At 70.0% G+C, this 18,545-nt stretch carries 15 protein-coding genes and 1 riboswitch; of the genes, 1 reads left to right on the top strand and 14 read right to left on the bottom strand.

Features of this window, described 5'->3' with window-relative positions:
* Positions 1-22: 22 nt before the first annotated feature.
* Entirely contained in the window at positions 23-967 is a 945-nt protein-coding gene (locus ACQEVG_RS33300; RefSeq protein ID WP_432990763.1) for a M23 family metallopeptidase, read from the bottom strand.
* Between the two features lie 2 nt (positions 968-969).
* Positions 970-1,129, bottom strand: a riboswitch (cyclic di-AMP (ydaO/yuaA leader).
* A 386-nt stretch (positions 1,130-1,515) separates the two neighbouring features.
* On the bottom strand, positions 1,516-3,606 hold the full coding sequence (locus ACQEVG_RS33295; protein ID WP_432990761.1) for an alpha-galactosidase: 2,091 nt from the start codon (positions 3,604-3,606) through the stop codon (positions 1,516-1,518).
* Between the two features lie 181 nt (positions 3,607-3,787).
* Between ACQEVG_RS33295 and ACQEVG_RS33290 the strand changes: the two genes are divergently transcribed.
* Positions 3,788-4,594, top strand: coding sequence for a tyrosine-protein phosphatase (locus ACQEVG_RS33290; RefSeq protein WP_432990759.1), 807 nt, complete (start codon positions 3,788-3,790; stop codon positions 4,592-4,594).
* Positions 4,595-4,816: 222 nt separating this feature from the next.
* On the opposite strand, the gene ACQEVG_RS33285 is transcribed toward ACQEVG_RS33290, so the two are convergent.
* The 12 genes from ACQEVG_RS33285 to hpnC form a co-directional block, all read right to left on the bottom strand.
* Positions 4,817-4,945 (bottom strand): DUF6126 family protein, encoded by a 129-nt coding sequence (locus ACQEVG_RS33285; protein ID WP_360865978.1) that lies wholly within the window; start codon positions 4,943-4,945, stop codon positions 4,817-4,819.
* A 19-nt stretch (positions 4,946-4,964) separates the two neighbouring features.
* Positions 4,965-5,555 carry a helix-turn-helix domain-containing protein gene (locus tag ACQEVG_RS33280; RefSeq protein WP_432990756.1) on the bottom strand — a complete coding sequence of 197 codons (591 nt, stop codon included), beginning with the start codon at positions 5,553-5,555 and terminating at the stop codon, positions 4,965-4,967.
* Between the two features lie 66 nt (positions 5,556-5,621).
* A complete protein-coding gene (locus tag ACQEVG_RS33275) occupies positions 5,622-7,016 on the bottom strand; it encodes an aspartate aminotransferase family protein (protein ID WP_432990754.1) in 1,395 nt (464 codons plus the stop codon).
* Positions 7,017-7,019: 3 nt separating this feature from the next.
* Positions 7,020-8,954, bottom strand: coding sequence for a 1-deoxy-D-xylulose-5-phosphate synthase (gene dxs, locus ACQEVG_RS33270; protein WP_432990752.1), 1,935 nt, complete (start codon positions 8,952-8,954; stop codon positions 7,020-7,022).
* A 24-nt stretch (positions 8,955-8,978) separates the two neighbouring features.
* A complete protein-coding gene (gene ispG / locus ACQEVG_RS33265; RefSeq protein WP_432990750.1) occupies positions 8,979-10,145 on the bottom strand; it encodes a flavodoxin-dependent (E)-4-hydroxy-3-methylbut-2-enyl-diphosphate synthase in 1,167 nt (388 codons plus the stop codon).
* 4 nt (positions 10,146-10,149) lie between these two features.
* A complete protein-coding gene (hpnH, locus tag ACQEVG_RS33260; RefSeq protein ID WP_432990748.1) occupies positions 10,150-11,172 on the bottom strand; it encodes an adenosyl-hopene transferase HpnH in 1,023 nt (340 codons plus the stop codon).
* Between the two features lie 5 nt (positions 11,173-11,177).
* Positions 11,178-11,828, bottom strand: a complete 651-nt coding sequence (locus tag ACQEVG_RS33255; RefSeq protein WP_432990746.1) for a 1-hydroxy-2-methyl-2-butenyl 4-diphosphate reductase — start codon at positions 11,826-11,828, stop codon at positions 11,178-11,180.
* A complete protein-coding gene (gene shc / locus ACQEVG_RS33250; protein ID WP_432990744.1) occupies positions 11,828-13,837 on the bottom strand; it encodes a squalene--hopene cyclase in 2,010 nt (669 codons plus the stop codon). Before shc ends, ACQEVG_RS33255 begins: the two co-directional genes overlap by 1 nt.
* Before the next feature lie 140 nt (positions 13,838-13,977).
* Positions 13,978-15,045 carry a polyprenyl synthetase family protein gene (locus ACQEVG_RS33245; protein WP_432993072.1) on the bottom strand — a complete coding sequence of 356 codons (1,068 nt, stop codon included), beginning with the start codon at positions 15,043-15,045 and terminating at the stop codon, positions 13,978-13,980.
* 38 nt (positions 15,046-15,083) lie between these two features.
* Positions 15,084-16,469 (bottom strand): hydroxysqualene dehydroxylase HpnE, encoded by a 1,386-nt coding sequence (gene hpnE / locus ACQEVG_RS33240; protein WP_432990742.1) that lies wholly within the window; start codon positions 16,467-16,469, stop codon positions 15,084-15,086.
* Positions 16,470-16,551: 82 nt separating this feature from the next.
* Entirely contained in the window at positions 16,552-17,490 is a 939-nt protein-coding gene (gene hpnD / locus ACQEVG_RS33235; RefSeq protein ID WP_432990740.1) for a presqualene diphosphate synthase HpnD, read from the bottom strand.
* Between the two features lie 8 nt (positions 17,491-17,498).
* Positions 17,499-18,443 carry a squalene synthase HpnC gene (hpnC, locus tag ACQEVG_RS33230; protein WP_432990738.1) on the bottom strand — a complete coding sequence of 315 codons (945 nt, stop codon included), beginning with the start codon at positions 18,441-18,443 and terminating at the stop codon, positions 17,499-17,501.
* Positions 18,444-18,545 lie beyond the last annotated feature (102 nt).

Here is an 18,545-nt window from a genome sequence, read left to right as displayed (position 1 = left end):
GGGGATCGGCTGGACCGGTGGATCAGATCGAGACGCCGTGCTGGCGCAGGTACGCCAGCGGGTCGACGTCCGAGCCGTAGCTCGGGCCGGTACGGATCTCGAAGTGCAGGTGCGGACCGGTGGAGTTGCCGGTGGAGCCGGACAGGCCGATCTGCTGGCCGCCGCTCACGCTCTGGCCGGAGGAGACGGCGAGCGAGGAGAGGTGGGCGTACTGCGAATAGCTGCCGTCGCCGTGCTGGATGACGACCTCGTTGCCGTACGCGCCGCTCCAGCCCGCGGAGACGACGGTGCCCGGACCGACGGCCTTGACCGTGGTACCGGTGGAGGCGGCGAAGTCGACACCGGTGTGGTAGCCGCTGGACCACATGGAGCCGGCGAGGTGGTACGGAGTGATGACGGTCGCGCCGCTGACCGGGGCCGTGAAGCCGGAGCCGCTGGTCTGCGAGGCGCTCGCCGAGTCACCGGAGGAGGACTGCGCGGAGGCCTTCGAGGCGGAGTCCTGGGCGTCACCGGACGAGGACTTTGCCTGGCGCTCCGGGCGCGGCTTCGACTCGTCGTGGGCCTTCGCCTTCGACTTCCCGCCGAGGGTGAGCTTCAGGCCCGGGTGGATCAGCGAGGGGTCGTCGCCGACCTGCTTGCGGTTGTCCTCGTACAGCTTCTTCCAGCCGCCGCGGACATGGTGCTCGTCGGCGATCTTGGAGAGATAGTCACCGGCGACGACGCGGTAGGTGGTGGGGGCGGCCTGCTCCTTGGCCAGCGGGGCCGCGGCGGCGGCAGTCGGCACCTGGGAGGTGGCGGCGGTCACCGCCGTGTGGGAGGTCGCGGCGGGCGCGGTCTTGCCGGCCGCGTGGGCGCCTGAGGCACCCATCAGCGGAAGGGCGATGGCGGCGCCACCCGTACCGGCGGCGACGAATCCGCGGGTGATCGGGCTGGTCCTGGGACGGCGGTGCTTACCCTTTCCGGGCATGGCGCATTCCTCTCCGGCGCCTGCGAGGTGAGCTGTCGGGTTCGGGCTGGAGATGCCCGGTCGCGGAAAAATGCACGACTTAACCCCAAGCCGTCCCGGATGTCCGGAATCGGCATACTTCTTGGGTCCCCCGCTCCTGCCACGCGTGGGTGGGTTTCGAATTCCGGTCGGCGGCAGGATTAGGCGGTCCGTCCGGATTGACGGTGACGCTAAACGAGCCGGATCAAAAGGAACAAGCCACCGCTTTCGCCGATCATGGGCCACCGTGACATCAAGGGGAAATTTCCCGTCACCCTCCGTGGACCCGGGAACCGCAACTCTCCAGCCGGTAAGGGAATTCACTCCCCGCGCGCCGCCACGGACCGTCACGAATATGATCCTGCTCACGGGTCGTACCCCATCTCCCTTGAAGACGGGGCACGTTATACCGAATCATCCAATTCGGACAGAAGCGTCATTTAATGACGATGACTCTCACTTACCCCCACATTGCTGCTTTTGCCGGAGGAAATTCCACCGCGCTGCGTCCGGTCCCGCCGCGAGTCGCCTCAGCGGCGGCGCAGCCTGATCACGGTGGCGTCCAGGTCGCCCTTCAGTCCGGTGTGCAGTCCGTGGTGCAGCAGCACGGACCCGCGGTGTACGGCGCCGGTGTCCACGCACTCGTAGCCGGCCGCCGGGTCGACGCCGCGCAGCCGCAGCCGCGGCGGCTGCTCTCCGTAGTGCTGCGCCTGCAGCCAGACGAGTACGACGGTCTCGTCGCCGCGGATGTACTGCACGGCGCTGAGCCCGCCCTCGGGCGCCCTGAGCCGGTACAGCTCGCCGTGCTGCACCAGCGGCCGGATCTGCTTGTAGAGCTCCACCCAGCCGCGCGCCTCGGCAAGCTCCTCCTCGCTCCACTCGGTGAGGTCGCCGCCGACCCCGAGCACACCGGCCATCGCGCTGACGAAGCGGAAGCGAAGCGTGCTGACGCGGCCATTGAGCTGGACATTGGGGCTGTCGGTGACCCAGGCAGCCATGACCCGCGCCGGGTGCAGCTGAGTGAAGCCCTGCTGGATCGCGAGCCGGTCCAGCGGATCGGTGTTGTCCGAGGTCCACACCTGGTCGGTGCGGGAGAGGATGCCGAGGTCGATCCGGCCGCCGCCGCCCGAGCAGGACTCGAAGGCGACGGACGGATGGGCGGCGCGCAGCCGGTCGATGAGCGCGTACAGCGCGTGCACATGCGCGACCCACAGCTTCTGCGGGTACGGTTCGCCGGGCCAGCCCGCGTCCGTGAAGCAGCGGTTGAAGTCCCATTTCACATAGTCGACGGGCGCGCTCGAGAGCAGCCCGTCCAGCCGCTCCCAGAGGTACTCCTGTACGTCCTCGCGGGCGAGGTTCAGCACAAGCTGGTTGCGGAACTCGGTCCTGGCACGGCCGGGGTGGTGCTGCACCCAGTCGGGGTGCGCACGGTAGAGATCGCTGTCGGCGTTGACCATTTCCGGCTCGACCCAGATCCCGAACTGCATCCCCAGTGCATGCACTTCGTCGGCAAGCGGCTTGAGCCCCTCGGGAAAGCGTTCGGCGTTGGGGCTCCAGTCGCCGAGTCCCGCACGGTCGCTGGTGCGCTGCCCGAACCAGGCGTCGTCCACGACGAACAGCTCGACGCCCATCGCTGCGGCCCGGCGCGCGAGCTCCCGCTGCTGCTGTTCGGAGACTTCGAAGCCGGTGGCCTCCCAGGAGTTGTAGAGGACCGGGCGGTCGGTCGCCGCGTCGGGGATGATGTGCGCCAGCTGCCAGGCGTGCCAGGCGCGGCTGGCTCCGCCGAAGCCGCCGTCGCTCCACAGCCCGGCGAAGACGGGCGAGGTGTACGACTGGCCCGGCGCGAGCCGCAGCAGTCCTGAGTCGTCGTAGCCCGCGCCGCCGGTGATCTGTACCAGTCCGTCGGGCAGCTGCTGTACGCAGATCCGCCATGATCCGGACCAGCCGAGCGCGCAGCCGTAGACCTCACCCTGCTCCTCGGTGGCCCCTTCGGCATCGAGTGCGACCCACGGCAGGTGCTGGTGCCCGGTGTGTCCGCGGCGGCTGCTCAGCACCTTCTCGCCGTAGGTGAGCTCGGAGCGTACGAGCAGCGACTCGGCCGCCCACCGGCCGTGCAGTTGGCTGAGCCGCCAGCGCTCGCGCTGCGGCAGCGTCCAGACGGCGGCGTCGGCCCGCAGCAGCTCCAGGCCGGACCCTTCACTCATATGGGTGACGGTGACCCAGCGCTCGATGACGTCGGAGTCGTCTCGCATGCGGTGGTGCAACGTGAGGCCCAGGCCGTGCACGGCGTCGGTGAAGCGGAGCCGCACTTCGTCGCCGTCCACGGCGGCGTCGGCGAAGGTCCACTCGGTGCCACGCACCTCGGGTGTCCGTACGGAGAGCGCCGGACGGACGAAGCGTGGACCGCCTTCGACCGGGTATTCCTCGTGCCCGTCGAGCTGAGATTCGAATGGCCGGTACGGGGGCGGGCCCTGGGCCGCGAGTGCCTCCGCGTCGGCGGCCGAGATACGGGGCCCCCAGTGGAGATGAACCAATTCATCACTATTGGTGAGGTTCAGTGCATAACTGCTCGTCGGTCCGGAGAGGACCCATGTACGCCCGTTGCTAACACTCTCGATCATCCCGACCCCTCAGATCCTCACAGGTCCGCACAGGCCCGAACATCATCCGACGGGATGCTCCGCCTGTGCAAGGCCCTTGCGGGGACGGCGAAGATGATTGCCCGATAAAGCAGTGTCGTATCGTCGGGATCGCGCCCTCGTCGGCGAGCAGCGCCGACGGCAGTGACTTCAGGAGCCCTTGGTGACGCAGCAGCTGCCGCAGGTCCCGTCGACAGAGCCCGCACTGTCCGGAGTGCGCAACTTCCGGGACGTGGGCGGCCTGCCGACCGTTGACGGCCGGCAGATACGGCCCGGACGGCTCTACCGCAGCGGCCATCTGGCGCACGCGACCGAGGCCGACGCCTCGTTCCTCGCCACGCTGGGCCTGCACACGATCTTCGACTTCCGCAACGCGGCCGACATGCGCCTCGAGGGCCCGGACGTCGAGCTTGCCGGCGTACGGAATGTGAATCTGCCGCTCAGCGACCCGGCGGATGGCGCCGAGTTCTGGCGGATGGTCCGGGACGGCAACCTCGACCAGCTGCGGTCGATCCTCGCGGACGGCAAGGGGGCCGGGAGGATGTCGGCCTCGTACCGAAAGATGATCAAGCACCGCACCGCCGAGCACAGCCAGGTGCTGCACGCGCTCGCCGACGACAGTGTCCCCGCCCTGATGCACTGCGCGGCGGGCAAGGACCGCGCCGGTCTGTCCATCGCCGTCTCGCTGCTGGCGGTCGGGGTCGAGCGGGACGCCATCGAGGCGGACTACCTCAAGTCCAATGACCCGCACCGCCGCTATCTGATCCGCCGCAGCGACAACTCGCCGGCCGGGATGTCGCCGGAGGTCATGGAGCTGCTGAGCCCGCTCTTCGACGCGCGCGCCGAGTACCTCCATGGGGCCTTCGAAACGATCGAGCAGACCTGGGGCGGCACCGAGCGCTATCTCAGCGAGGGCCTGAGCCTGAGCCCCGAGACGCGGGAGCGGCTGCGCGCGCGGCTCCTGGACTAGGTCCTGGCCGGTCGATCAGGCCGGATCAGCGAGCGGGGTCTGGTGCGTGCAGATGCAAGGCGGAGGATGGAGCCCACGCGGAGCGTCGGCGACTGACGACAACGCGGCGTGGGGGTACCTCCCGTGCCCGAAGGGCTACGGGGGAGTGCGTGCCAGGGCACGCGAGCCCGGCAAGATCGGCCGGACAGGACCTGGGCGTGAGCCGCCGGCGGCAGGAGTCGGCTAGCCGTTGCCGCCGAGCGTGAACAGCAGGTAGAGGAAGGCGGCGAACAGATGGCCCGCCACCAGATAGGCGAAGAGCCGGATCACCAGCCCCCGGGGAAACTTCCCCTCTTCGTTGTGCTTGGACATTGCCGGCCTCTCAGGTGTGTCAGGAATGCGGATGGATGTCGGGGCTCTGCAGCAGCGTGTGGACGAACAGCAGCTCGGCCCCCTCGGAGGTGGCTGCCGCGATGCGGTGCGGGGTCATGGAGTCGAAGTGCGCGCTGTCACCGGGGCTCAGCTCGTGCACCGCTTCGCCCAGACCCAGCCGCACCCGTCCCTCGAGGACGTACAGCCACTCCTCGCCCGGATGCACCCGGACCAGGTTTCCCTGGGCGCCGTACGGCACCACCAGCCGCAGCGCCTGCATGGCGCGGCCGGGCCCGCCGGCCTGGTGGTAGGTCCAGCCGTCGGCGACCGTCGGTTCGCGGCTCCCGGCGCGGATGACCGGCTCACGATCCGGGGCCGTCTCGCCGAGCAGCTCGGCGATCGTCGTGCCGTAGATGCGGGCGAGTGCGAGCAGCATCGGCAGCGAGGGCTGGCGGTTGCCGGTCTCGAGACGGGACAGATGGGCGGGGGAAAGTTCCGCACGCCGGGCGGCCGCCTCCAGGGTGAGACCGCGTCGGCGGCGCAGATCGCGCAGCCGTGGTGCGACATCGGGCAGCGTGGTGTCCGCCGCCACTCCGGGAGGGGTGGTCATATGTCCATTGCGCCAGGAACCTGCCTCTGGGGCAAATATTTTGCCCCAGAGGCAAAAGCGGCAGGGTCAGCGGTTGGCGACGGCCTGCTTCACCAGCGTCTTGCCGAAGTCCCACATCAGCCCGCCACCACCGTGCGCGTCGTCCATCACCGCGGTGAAAGCCGCCACGAACCGCTCGACCTCCCGCTCTCCGATGGTCAACGGCGGAATCAACTTGATCACTTCCATGTGGTCGCCGGAGACCTGGGTGAGGATCCGGTGTTTCTGCAGCAGTGGCACCACGACCATCTGCGCGAAGAGCCCCTTGCGGGCCGCCTGCAGCATCGTCCAGCGGCTGCGCAGCCTGATCGAGTCGGGTCGCCCGAACTCGATGCCGATCATCAGGCCCCGCCCGCGCACCTCGTGCAGCAGCTCATAGCGGTCGACGAGCGCGGCAAGACGCGACCGCAGCAGCTCGCCGGTCACACGGGCGTTGGCGACGACCTGCTCGTCCTCGATCACGGAGAGCACGGCGAGGCCCGCGGCCATCGCCTGGGCGTTGGAGCCGAAGCTCGCCGAGTGCACCAGCACCCGGTCCATGGACGAGTAGACCTTCTTGAAGATCCAGTCCTTGCCGAGGGTCGCTCCGACCGGGACATAGCCGCCCGACAGCGCCTTCGCCACGCAGACCAGATCCGGCTCGACTCCTTCCTCGTGCTGGTAGGCGTAGAAGTCGCCGGTCCTGCCGAGCCCGGTCTGCACCTCGTCGGCGATCAGCAGCGCCTTGTACCTGTGCAGCAGCTGCTGGGCCGCGTACAGGAATCCGGGCGGCGTCTCGTGCACGCCCTTGCCCTGGATGGGCTCCACGACGAAGCCCGCGACATCGCCGCGTCCGAGCTCCCGCTCCAGCGCGGCGAGATCGCCCATGGCGATCGCCGTGTCGGGCAGCAGCGGCGCGAATCCGTCCCGGAACCCCGGCTCCCCGTTGACCGACAGGGACCCGGTGGTCAGCCCGTGGAAGGCGTGCGAGCAGTAGAGGATCCTCGGCCTCCCGGTCGCGTACCGGGCGAACTTCAGGGCCGTCTCGACCGCCTCCGTACCGCTGTTCCCGAAGAACACCCGGTCCAGGTGCGGACTGTGCGCCAGCAGCTTCTCGGCGAGCAGGCCGGGCAGCGGCTGGCAGTCGAAACGGGTGAGGTCGGCGAGCGAGGCGTCCAGGACGTCGTGCAGCGCCTTGCGTACGACGGGGTGGTGCCGGCCGAGCCCCATCACCCCGAAGCCGGCGAGCATGTCGAGGTAGTCATCGCCCTCGGCGTCCCAGAAGTACGCGCCCTCGGCCCGCTCGTACACCTTGTCGAAGCCGATCGTGTGCAGCATGCGCGGCATCTGGTGGTTGAGATGTCGGGCATGCAGCTCATAGCGCTCGGCCCCGCGCTCCGCGAGGAGTCTCGCCAGATCGAAGCCCTTGAGCGGCTCGGTCATTCCTCAGCTCTCCTTGACTGGCTCTGCCTGACGGGACTGGCCGGCCGGCTCTCCCTGACGGGACCGGGTCTCCTTGACGGCCATGGCGGCGCTGATCCGTCCCGCGATCTCCACCGGTGTGAGCCCGATGTCGGCCAGCACCTCGGCGCGCTTGGCGTGCGCGAGAAACTGCTCCGGGATCCCGAAGGTGCGCAGCGGCACATCCACGCCCGCGTCGCGCAGCGCCTGCCCGACGGCAGCACCGACGCCGCCGTTGCGGCTGTTGTCCTCCACCACGGCCACCAGGCGGTGGTTCGCGGCGAGCGGCGCGAGCTGCTCGTCGACCGGCTTGACCCAGCGCGGGTCGACGACGGTGCAGCCGATGCCGCGCCCCCGTAGCAGCTCCACCGCCTGCAGACATACGGGCGCGAGCGCGCCCACCGACACCAGCAGCACATCGGCGTCCTCGGCCCGGTGCAGCACATCCATCCCCCCGATCCGTGTGATCGCCTCGACCGGCTCGCCCACCGACTCCTTGGGGAAGCGCAGCACGGTGGGTGCGTCGTCCACCGCGACGGCCTCGCGCAGCTCTTCGCGCAGCCGGTCGGCGTCGCGCGGCGCGGCGATCCGCAGCCCGGGGACGACCTGCAGGATCGACATGTCCCACATTCCGTTGTGGGAGGGTCCGTCGACGCCGGTAACGCCCGCGCGGTCGAGCACGAAGGTCACTCCGCACTGGTGCAGGGCCACATCCATCAGCAGCTGGTCGAAGGCGCGGTTGAGGAAGGTGGCGTACACGGCGACGACCGGATGCAGCCCGCCGGTGGCGAGCCCGGCCGCCGAGACGGCGGCGTGCTGCTCGGCGATACCGACGTCCCACACGCGGTCGGGGAAGCGTTCGGCGAACTGCGTCAGGCCGACGGGGTGCAGCATCGCGGCGGTGATCGCCACGACGTCCGGCCGCTCGGCCCCTATCTCCGCGATCTCGTCCCCGAACACGGAGGTCCAGGAGGGCCCGGCGGAGGGCGTGAGCGGCTCGCAGGTCAGCGGGTCCATCACGCCGACCGTGTGGAAGCGGTCGGCCTCGTCCTCCAGGGCGGGCTGGTAGCCGCGTCCCTTCTCGGTCAGACAGTGCACGAGGACGGGCCCGTGAAAGCGCTTCGCCCGGCGCAGCGCGGACTCGACGGCGGCGATGTCGTGCCCGTCGATCGGCCCCACGTACTTCAGCCCCAGATCCTCGAACATCCCCTGCGGCGCGAACGCGTCCTTGAACCCCTTCTTCGCGCCGTGCAGCGATTCGTACAGCGGCTTCCCGACCACGGGTGTGTGCTGCAGGACGTCCTTGCCCCACGCCAGTACGCGCTCGTAGCCGTCGGTCGTACGGAGCGTGGCGAGGTGGTTGGCGAGGCCGCCGATCGTCGGCGCGTAGGAGCGCTCGTTGTCGTTCACGACGATGATCAGCGGCCGGTCCTTCGCCGCGGCGATGTTGTTGAGCGCCTCCCAGGCCATGCCGCCGGTGAGCGCGCCGTCCCCGATGACCGCGACGACATGGTCGCTGCTGCCCAGCACCTGATGGGCCTTGGCCAGTCCGTCCGCCCAGCCGAGCACGGTCGAGGCGTGGGAGTTCTCGATGACGTCGTGCTCGGACTCCTCGCGCGAGGGGTAGCCGGAGAGCCCGCCCTTGCCGCGCAGCTTGGAGAAGTCCTGCCGGCCGGTGAGCAGTTTGTGTACGTAGCTCTGGTGCCCGGTGTCCCACAGAATGCGGTCGACGGGCGAGTCGAAGACCCTGTGCAGGGCAACGGTCAGCTCCACGACGCCGAGGTTGGGGCCCAGATGGCCCCCCGTCCTGGCCACCGCATGGACCAGGAACTCTCTTATCTCCTCGGCGAGTTCTTCGAGTTCCGCATCGGTCAGCGCCTTGAGATCGCGCGGCCCCCGGATGCTCTCAAGAATCGTCACGGTCGGACCCCCTTCACATGCTGTTCAGCTCACGGTGACGGCGGGTGGCCCCGAGGCCACCCCTGCGCCCTCCATGGATTCGGCGATCTTCATCGCCTCTTCGATGAGGGTCTCGACGATCTTCGACTCGGGCACGGTCTTGATGACCTCGCCCTTGACGAAAATCTGACCCTTCCCATTGCCCGACGCCACGCCGAGGTCCGCTTCCCTCGCCTCGCCGGGGCCGTTGACGACACAGCCCATGACGGCGACGCGCAGCGGCACCTCCATCCCCTCCAGGCCCGCCGTGACCTGGTCGGCAAGCTTGTACACATCGACCTGGGCGCGGCCGCAGGACGGGCAGGAGACGATCTCCAGCCGGCGCTGGCGCAGGTTCAGCGACTCCAGGATCTGGATGCCGACCTTGACCTCCTCCGCCGGCGGGGCGGACAGCGAGACCCGGATCGTGTCGCCAATGCCCTCGCTGAGCAGCGCGCCGAAGGCAACGGCCGACTTGATCGTGCCCTGGAAGGCGGGTCCTGCCTCGGTGACGCCGAGGTGGAGGGGGTAGTCGCACTGGGCGGCGAGCCGGCGGTAGGCGTTGACCATCACGACGGGGTCGTTGTGCTTGACCGAGATCTTGATGTCGCGGAAGCCGTGCTCCTCGAAGAGCGAGGCCTCCCACAGCGCGGACTCGACCAGCGCCTCGGGCGTCGCCCTGCCGTACTTCTGCAGCAGCCGGGCGTCCAGCGAACCGGCGTTGACGCCGATCCGGATCGGGGTGCCCGTCTCACCCGCGGCGCGGGCGATCTCCTTGACCTTGTCGTCGAACTGCTTGATGTTGCCCGGGTTCACACGCACCGCCGCGCAGCCCGCGTCGATCGCCGCGAACACATACTTCGGCTGGAAGTGGATGTCCGCGATCACCGGGATCTGCGACTTCCTCGCGATCGTGGCCAGCGCGTCCGCGTCGTCCTGCGTCGGACAGGCCACCCGTACGATCTGGCAGCCCGAAGCGGTCAGCTCGGCGATCTGCTGCAGCGTCGCCCCGATGTCCGAGGTACGCGTGGTCGTCATCGACTGCACCGACACCGGCGCGTCCCCCCCGACGGCCACCGAACCGACCTGGATGCGCCGCGAGGTGCGGCGCATCGCGATCGGCCGGGCCGGCGGCTCGGGGAGCCCCAGTGCGACAGGCTCTCCTGCAGACATCACGTCACCCGCGGTTTCCCGAGACGGTCTCTCGTGCCGCCCTGAGGGACTCCTTGAGGGAGCCCATCGTGGCGAGGACGGCGGTGGGCTCGTAGCCGCAGTGCGCCATGCAGTTGGCGCACCGCGGGTCCTTGCCGCGGCCGTACTTGCTCCAGTCGGTCTCCTCGATCAGCTCCCGGTAGGTGGGAACGTATCCGTCGGCCATCAGATAGCAGGGGCGCTGCCAGCCGAAGAGCGAGTAGTTGGGGATCGCCCACGCCGTGCAGGGAAAGTCGGCCTTGCCCTCCAGGAAGTCGAGGAAGAGCGGGGAGTGGTTGAGCCGCCAGCGCCGTCGGTTGCCGCCCGCGAAGGACTTCTTGAACAGCTCGCGGGTCTGCTCCACGCCGAGGAAGTGCTCCTGGTCGGGCGCCTTCTCGTAGGCGTATGCGGGCGAGATCATCATCTCGTCCACCTTGAGGTCGTCATTGAGGTAATTGAGCACCTCGATGACGGTCTGCGGGGTGTCGGTGTTGAAGAAGGTCGAATTGGTGGTGACCCGGAAGCCGCGTCGTTTGGCCTCCTTGATCGCCTCCACGGCCTCGTCGAAAACCCCTTCCTTGGCGACCGATTCATCGTGCCGCTCGCGCAGTCCGTCGATGTGCACGGCAAAGGCGAAGTACCGCGAAGGCGTGAAGTTCTCGATCTTCTTGCGCAGCAGCATGGCGTTGGTGCAGAGAAAGACGTACTTCTTCTTCTGCACCAATTGCCGCACGATTTCGTCGATCTGAGGATGCATCAGAGGCTCGCCGCCCGCGATGGAGACCATCGGAGCGCCGGACTCCAGCACCGCGCCGACCGCCTGCGCGACCGGCATGCGCTGCTTCAGAATTCCGGCTGGATGCTGGATCTTCCCGCAGCCCTCGCACTTCAGATTGCAGGCGAAGAGCGGCTCCAGCTCGACGATGAGCGGGAACTTCTCACGCTTGCGGAGCTTCTGTTCAATGAGATACGTCCCGACCCTGATGGTCTGACGAAGCGGCATGGCCATCTAGCTCACCTCCTGGGGAGCAGCAAAGAACGGTGCCATTCGAAGAAAGCGGGAAGGATGGCACGAAGAACACGGAAAGCAGATATTCCACCGCGGACCGTGCCAATGCGGACCAGTTCATGCTCTGGAGCGTCCACGACCACCCGGACGGCCGCAACCGGGCGGGGCCCGGTGCTCAGAGCGCTGCGCAGCGTGGCCGCGGACTCCATGTCCACCGCGATCGCCCCGGTGGCCAGCAGCTCGGCCCGCTCATGACCGCGTACGACATGGTCGGAGCCGGTCAGCGGGCCGGTGTGCACCCTGCGTCCGGGCACTGCCCTGGCGACCGCCTTGACCAGCAGTTCCGTATCCGTACAGACCGTGTGGCCGGCCGCGTGGCGGGTCTCGTCGGCCACGACGAGGTCGCCCGGGCGCATCCCCGGGGAGAGCCCTGCGCAGAAGCCGGACGCGACGACGGCGGCGTCCCGCAGCTGCTCCGCGCCGAGCGCGTCGCGCACGGCGCTCTCGGCGCTCTGTGGGCCCATGCCGGTGCGGAGCACGGTCACCCGACCGCGAGCGCCGCTGCGGTCACCGCTGCGCAGGGCGAGCTTCTCGATGCCGAGCGCACAGGCGATCAGCAGCGGTGCGGCGGAGGAGGACTCCGGGGAACCGTCCATCAGCCCCCCTCACGGGTGTCCGTGCGGTCGACTGTGCGGTCGAACGGGTCCCCGTTCACATAGCGGCCGAGCGCCGTGAGCGGAAAGACCTGCCGGTAGAGGTGGTAGTTGATCGAGAAGTCCCAGGGGAAGCCGGTGCCGGTGAAGTACGGCTCGTCCCAGGACCCGTCGGCCGCTTGAGTCTCGGCGAGCCGGACGACGCCCCGCTCGACCGCCTTGCTCTCGCGCTCCCCCGCCGCGAGGAGTGCGAGCAGCGCCCAGGCGGTCTGGGACGCCGTGGACTCGCCGTGCCCGATCCACTCCTGTTCTCGGTACGAGCGCAGATCCTCGCCCCAGCCTCCGTCGTCGTTCTGGACGGATTCGAGCCAGCGGACGGCCCGGCGGATCGCCGGGTGCGATGCGGGCAGCCCGGCTGCGGTCAGGGCCGGCACCACCGCCCCTGTTCCGTATACGTAGTTGACGCCCCAGCGGCCGAACCAGGCGCCACTCGGCTCCTGTTCGGCGAGCAGCCACTCGATACCGCGCCGGGTACGGGGGTGGTGGGTCTTGCCCTCGACGGCCAGCATCTCGACGACATGTGCGGTGACATCCGCCGACGGCGGGTCGATCACCTCGCCGAAGTCGCAGAAGGGCAGCCGGTTGGGGAACGCGCTGGTGTTGTCGGCGTCGAAGGCGGCCCAGGCACCGTTCCTGGACTGCATGCCCAGCGTCCAGCGTCCGGCCCGGCCGATCGCCGCGTCGACCCGCTTCGGATCGGGGTGCCGCACCCGCCGCAGGGCGAGGATGACCTCGGCCGTGTCGTCGATGTCCGGGTAGTTGTCGTTGTGGAACTCGAAGGCCCAGCCGCCGGGGGCGAGCCCTGGCCTGCGTACGGCCCAGTCACCGGGCCGCACGATCTCCTCGGCCAGCATCCAGTCGGCGGCCTTGACCAGCGCCGGATGGTCGGGGGCAAGACCCGCGTCGGCCAGGGCGACGGTGGCGAGGCAGGTGTCCCACACGGGCGACTGGCAGGCCTCGATCATGCGCGCCCCGTCGTCGCGCCAGATGGCGAACCGGTCCAGCGATTCGAGACCGGCTCGCATGACGGGGTGATCGAGGTCGTAGCCGAGCAGATGCAGCGCGATGACGGAGTACACGGCGGGCGGCTGGATGCCGCCCCAGCAGCCGTCGTTCTCCTGGCGCTCGATGATCCAGCGCGCCGCGGCGTTCATCGCGACCCGGCGCAGCCGGCGCGGCGCGACCTTGTGATAGGCGTGCAGCACCTTGTCGGCGCGCTGGAAGAAGCCGTCCCAACTCGCGGCAGGAGCAAGGGGCTTGGGCGGGTTCGGCAGCCGGGCATCGGTGTGCAGCTCGTCGAGTGCGAACGGCGCGGGCCGTACCGGACGCTTCGCCGAGACGACGGTCAGAGGCACTATGGTCTGCCGTGCCCAGCAGCCGAAGTCGTAGATGTTGAGCGGGAACCACTTGGGCAGGAAGATCAGTTCGGGCGGCAGCTGGGGGAGGTCGTCCCACTTCCACCAGCCGAAGAGCGCCAGCCAGATCCGGGTGAAGACGCGGCTCGCGGCGATCCCGCCGCGCTGCCTGATCCAGGCGGAGGCGCGCGCCATGTGCGCCTCGTCCGGCCGGTCGCCGGCCAGCCGCAGCGCCACATACGCCTCGACGGTGGCGGAGAGTTCGCCGGGCCCGCCGTAGAAGGTGCCCCAGGTGCCGTCCTCGCGCTGCTCGCCCCGGATGAAACGGGCGGCCGCCTCGGTGGTCCTGGCATCCCGGATACCGAGGAACTGACGGAGCAGCAGATCCTCGGCGTCCATCGTCACATTGGTCTCGAGGTCGCCCTTCCACCAGCCCTGGGCGTCCTGCCGGCCCAGCAGATACTCGACGGAGCGTTCCGCGGCCCGCCCGGCCGCCTGGAGAACGTCGCTCGCGGCGGAAGTCGTCTCGGTTGTTTCACTGGCCGCGGTTGCACCGGACCCCGCGGGCCCGCTGCTTCCGTCGGTCGTCGCTGTCATGGCTTCCCCTTCGGTGCAGTGGTTCTCTGCTGTGCTGGGGTCTCCGTCGGCCGGCACCCGGTTGCCCGGGCACCGGCCGGCGACTGCTTGGGGGCCTGGGGGCTAGCCCCCAGAGGGCACGCATATGAGGGTGATGGCGATCACCTCTTTCGTACGACGACGAAGTCCGCGAGCGCGATCAGCTGTGCCCGCACCTGCTCCGGCATGTCGACACCGCCTAGCGCCTCGATCGCGACGGCGTGCTGCCTGCGGGCCTCCTGGGAGGTCCACTCGCGGCCGCCCGCCTCCTCGATCAGGGCCGCCCTGGTCGCGAACTCCTGCTCGGAGAAACTGTCGAAGTCACTGCTCTTGGCGTCGGCCGCGAGCAACTCCCCGAGGCGCTGTGAGGCCGGCCCGCCCGCGGCGAGCGCGGCGACGACCGGAAGGGACTTCTTGCGCTGGCGCAGATCGCTCCAGGTCTGCTTGCCGGTGCTCACCGGGTCGCCCCAGATGCCCAGCAGATCGTCGACCGCCTGGAAGGCGAGCCCGAGGTGGTAGCCGTACGCCTCCAGCGTGTCGGCCGTGCGGTCGTCCGCCCCGCCGAGCACCGCGCCGATGGAGACGGCGCAGGCCAGCAACGCGCCGGTCTTGTTGCCCTCCATCTCCAGGCACTCCTCGACGCTGACGCGCTCGCGGTGCTCGTACGAGATGTCCTGCGCCTGGCCGTCGATGAGCTTGCGGGTCGCGGTGGTCAGCCGACGTGTCGCACGGCCGGCCTCGACGGTGCCGAGTTCGAGCAGGATCTCGTTGGCGAGGGCGAACAGGGCGTCGCCGACGAGGATCGCCTGAGCCGGTCCGTGCACCTTCCACACGGTGTCGCGGTGGCGGCGCTGCTCGTCGCCGTCCATCAGGTCGTCGTGCAGCAGCGAGAAGTTGTGCACCAGCTCGACGGCCACGGCACCGGGGACGCCGACCTGGGGCGCGGCTCCGGCTGCCTCGGCGGACAGCAGCGCGAGCGCGGGACGCACGGCCTTGCCGCCGTCCCCGTCCGCGGGGCGCCCCTGCGCGTCGATCCAGCCGAAGTGGTACGCGGCGACGGTGTTCATGGGCGGTGCCAGCCGGTCCACGGCGGCACGCAGCACCGGCGTCGACATCGTCCGCCCGCGCTCCAGCAGCGCGGTGATGTCCACTCCCGCTGCGGTGTCATCAGCCGGGTTGGCCGAGTGCACAGTCGGCACGGTCTCTCCTCTTGTTCCAGTACTCAGGCTCATGCCGCCTCCTTGAGCGGATGTTCATGGGGGCGGCCGAGGGCCAAGAGCGCGGCGCCCGCGGCGCTGAAGCCGCTGCGTACGGCACTCTCCATGGTCGCGGGCCAGCCGGTGGCCGTCCACGCGCCCGCAAGGTACAGGCCCGGCGCGCGAGTGCGTGCGCCGGGGCGCAGCCTGCCGACGCCCGGACTCGGCGCGAAGGTCGCCGTCCGCTCCCGGGTGACGAAGAAGTCGCGTACCGCGGCGCCTCGCGTGGCGGGCAACAGGCGCTCCAGCTCGGGCAGATACCGTTCGCGCAGTTCGGCCACGGGGGCGTCGATCTCGTCCTCGGCCGCGGACTGGGACAGCGCCAGATACTGGCCGTCCGCGAACCCGGAGGCCTCGGTGCGGTCGAAGACCCACTGGACCGGGGTGCCGAGTGCGGCGAAGAAGGGCTGCCGCAGCACCTTGCGGTCGTAGAGGACATGGATGTTGAGGATCGGCGCGGTGCCGATGTCGAGCAGCCGGTCGGGGTCCTCCAGGGCCCCGTCCGGCAGCAGGGCATGGGCCTCGCGCTGCGGTACGGCGAGTACGACGGTGTCGGCCTCCAGCAGCTCGCCGTCCACCGCGACGTTCCAACGCCCCAGCTCCGCACGGGAGATGCCGCGGACCTTGGTGGAGAGCTCGGTGCGTACCCCGGCCGAGTCGAGTGCCTTGCCGGCCAGCGTGTCGTGCAGCTCTCCGAGCGGCACTCGGGCCCAGCCGATGTCGGCGGCGCCGGGCGCGGAGAGCAGTCCGGTCTTGAAGACCATCGCGGCGAGACCCATGGAGGCGTTCGGCGCGGTGGCGTTCAGCGTCGCCACGCCGACCAGGTCCCACAGTGCGTCGATGGCACGCTGCGACTGGCCGTGGCGGCCGAGCCAGGTCCCGAAGTCGATACCGTCCAGCGCCGGGTCGGCCGGGTCGAGTTTGCCGAGCGCGAGTGCGGCGCGCCCGACGCCCGCCCGCTCGGCGAGCGAGAGGTGCGGATAGCCGGCGAGGCTCGCCGCCAGGTGCAGCGGCACGGGCAGCGCGGTGCGGCGCAGCCGGCCAAGACGCGGGCCTTTCGCGCGTGCCACGTCCAGTACGGGCACGTCGAGCCGGTCCTGGAGCGGGGCGAGATGAGCGCCCCCGACCCGCTCGAGGAACCAGCGGTACGCGGTGCAGCAGCGCAGATACACATGCTGGCCGTTGTCGATCGTGAGGTCACCGCGGCGGAAGGAGAAGGCGAGGCCGCCCAGTCGCGGGCGGCCTTCGACCAGAGTGACGGCGACTCCCGCCTCGGCGAGTTGCAATGCCGCGGTGATTCCGGCGAGTCCCCCGCCGACCACCACAGCGTGCCGGGATCGCAGCTCGTCGTCCATCATGCGACCTCCCCTCGGACCGTTGCAGTCTGGGACGCCGCACCGGACCGGAGGGTTGCGCACCGGTTGTGCGTGTACGGCCGCATCAGACACGTCCCCGGAGCGTCTGCCGGGTGACATGGCGGGCGTCGAGTCCGGACAGGCCGCGCACGGCGACGTAGGCCTTCTCCCGTCCGGGCAGGGAGACGCGGCCGCGCAGCACCGCGTCGGGGTCGCGTTCGATGCGGTCCAGCAGGCGTCGGTAGATGCCGGCCATGGCGGCGACGCAGGCGCCGCTGCGCCGGTCGAGCATGGGCAGCAGACGGTAGCCCTCGGCGAAGAGGGTCCGGGCCCGGCGTACTTCGAAGTGGACCAGCCCGGCGAAGTCGGAACCGGGCGGCGGGGTGGCGCTGTGGAAGCCGGCGGAACAGCCGAACTTGGCCAGGTCGTCGCCGGGCAGATAGGTGCGTCCGTTGCCCGCGTCCTCGCGAACGTCCCTGAGGATGTTGGTGAGTTGGAGCGCGAGCCCCAGCGTGTCGGCGTACTCGGAGGCGCGCTCGGTACCGCGCGCGCCGGGCTGGGTACCGAACACGCCCAGCGAGAGCCGCCCGATCGCACCCGCGACGCACCGGCAGTAGACCTTGAGGTCGTCCCAGGTCTCGTAGGTCTCGCCGCGCACGTCCATCAGGACGCCGTCGATGAGCTCGTCGAGCCCGCCGAGCGGAAGCGGGAACCGGCGCGCCGCGTCGGTGAGGGCGACCGCGACGGGGTCGGTGTCGTCGTCGGCGATCTGGCCCGTGCGGATCCGCCCGAGCACCCCCCGGGTCCCCTCGAGGCGGTCCCGTTTGGCCTCCGGCGTGAGCGTGCCGTCACCAATGTCGTCGACGCGGCGCGAGAACGCGTACAGCGCCGACATGGCCCCCCGCTTGTCGGCCGGCAACAGCCTGATCCCGTAGGCGAAATTGCGCGCCTGCTGCCCGGTGACGGCCTCGCAGTAGCTGTACGCAGCCTGCACCGGAGCGGACATCTCCGTCGGTCCCTCCATGGTCCGGCTCACCCCTCTCTACGCGCTCTTCGCAAGACAGCTCCCACTTCACGCAGCAGATTGGCCTTGGCGGGCTTGGGCGGTCCGGGCAGAACGTCGTGGTCCGCGGCCGCGATCGCGGCGAGGGCGGCGCGCCCCCCGGCCACGAATCCGGCGAGCAGCAGCCGCAGTCTGCCGTGCACGCTGCCCACCAGCGGGGTGCCGTGATCGAGCAGCTGCCGGGCGCGTTCCGCCTCGAAGGCGACCAGCGCGCGCACGGACGCGCTGCCGGTGCTCGCAGCCAGGTCCTCCTCCGTGGCATGGAACCGCCGCATGTCCTCGGCGGGCAGATAGATCCGGTCGCGTCCCAGGTCCTCACTCACGTCCTGGAGGTGCTCGACGATCTGGAGCGCGGTGCACACCGCGTCGGAGCGGCGGACGCGCTCGGGGCTGGTGGTCCCGGTGATCTGCAGCACCAGCCTGCCGACCGGGTTGGCGGAGAGTTCGCAGTACGCGAGGAGCTCGTCGTAGGTCTGGTAGCGCCGCACCAGCTGGTCCTGGCGGTTGGCCTCGATCAGGCCGATGAAGGGCTCCGGAGTGAGCGAGCAGCGGCGCACGGCCGGCCGCAGTGCGCGCAGCAGCGGATGGCGCGGCGTGTCGTTGTCGGAGCCGGCGAAAACGCGGTGCAGATCTGCCTCGAAGGCGTCGAGCATCGCGAGCCGGTCGTCGGCCGCCGCGGGGTCGACGCCCAGGTGGCGGGCGTCCGCGCCGCCGGGTGCGAGGTCGCCGTCGCCGATGTCGTCGACAAGGCGGGCGTAGCCGTACACCGCCATCAGGTCGTCGCGCCACGCGCGCGGCAGGAAGAAGGGGGCCACGGGAAAGTTCTCGTCCGCGGCCTTGTCGAGGGTGGCGCGCGCGGATGTCGTTGTGGCGCGCGCGGGGGCATCGGGGCGCGCCTGCCGGGTGCCCGTCATCCGGGACTGCCCGCTGCGGGGACGGCGAAAGCCTCGCGGGCCTGGAGATTTTCCGTCATTGCCGTCACATCTCCCGTTCTACACTGCCGATCCAATCCATCC

This window comes from Streptomyces sp. CA-135486, from assembly GCF_050936555.1.
Classification (GTDB): Bacteria; Actinomycetota; Actinomycetes; order Streptomycetales; family Streptomycetaceae; genus Streptomyces.
This window is presented reverse-complemented; position numbering and strand designations above follow the sequence as displayed.

What these genes read in the sequence shown, in the direction of transcription:
- ACQEVG_RS33300 (WP_432990763.1), bottom strand. Translation starts at nt 967, where the DNA reads ATGCCCGGAAAGGGTAAGCACCGCCGTCCCAGGACCAGCCCGATCACC.
- ACQEVG_RS33295 (WP_432990761.1), bottom strand. Translation starts at nt 3,606, where the DNA reads ATGATCGAGAGTGTTAGCAACGGGCGTACATGGGTCCTCTCCGGACCG.
- ACQEVG_RS33285 (WP_360865978.1), bottom strand. Translation starts at nt 4,945, where the DNA reads ATGTCCAAGCACAACGAAGAGGGGAAGTTTCCCCGGGGGCTGGTGATC.
- ACQEVG_RS33280 (WP_432990756.1), bottom strand. Translation starts at nt 5,555, where the DNA reads ATGACCACCCCTCCCGGAGTGGCGGCGGACACCACGCTGCCCGATGTC.
- ACQEVG_RS33275 (WP_432990754.1), bottom strand. Translation starts at nt 7,016, where the DNA reads ATGACCGAGCCGCTCAAGGGCTTCGATCTGGCGAGACTCCTCGCGGAG.
- ispG (WP_432990750.1), bottom strand. Translation starts at nt 10,145, where the DNA reads ATGTCTGCAGGAGAGCCTGTCGCACTGGGGCTCCCCGAGCCGCCGGCC.
- hpnH (WP_432990748.1), bottom strand. Translation starts at nt 11,172, where the DNA reads ATGGCCATGCCGCTTCGTCAGACCATCAGGGTCGGGACGTATCTCATT.
- ACQEVG_RS33255 (WP_432990746.1), bottom strand. Translation starts at nt 11,828, where the DNA reads ATGGACGGTTCCCCGGAGTCCTCCTCCGCCGCACCGCTGCTGATCGCC.
- shc (WP_432990744.1), bottom strand. Translation starts at nt 13,837, where the DNA reads ATGACAGCGACGACCGACGGAAGCAGCGGGCCCGCGGGGTCCGGTGCA.
- hpnE (WP_432990742.1), bottom strand. Translation starts at nt 16,469, where the DNA reads ATGATGGACGACGAGCTGCGATCCCGGCACGCTGTGGTGGTCGGCGGG.
- hpnD (WP_432990740.1), bottom strand. Translation starts at nt 17,490, where the DNA reads ATGGAGGGACCGACGGAGATGTCCGCTCCGGTGCAGGCTGCGTACAGC.
- hpnC (WP_432990738.1), bottom strand. Translation starts at nt 18,443, where the DNA reads ATGACGGGCACCCGGCAGGCGCGCCCCGATGCCCCCGCGCGCGCCACA.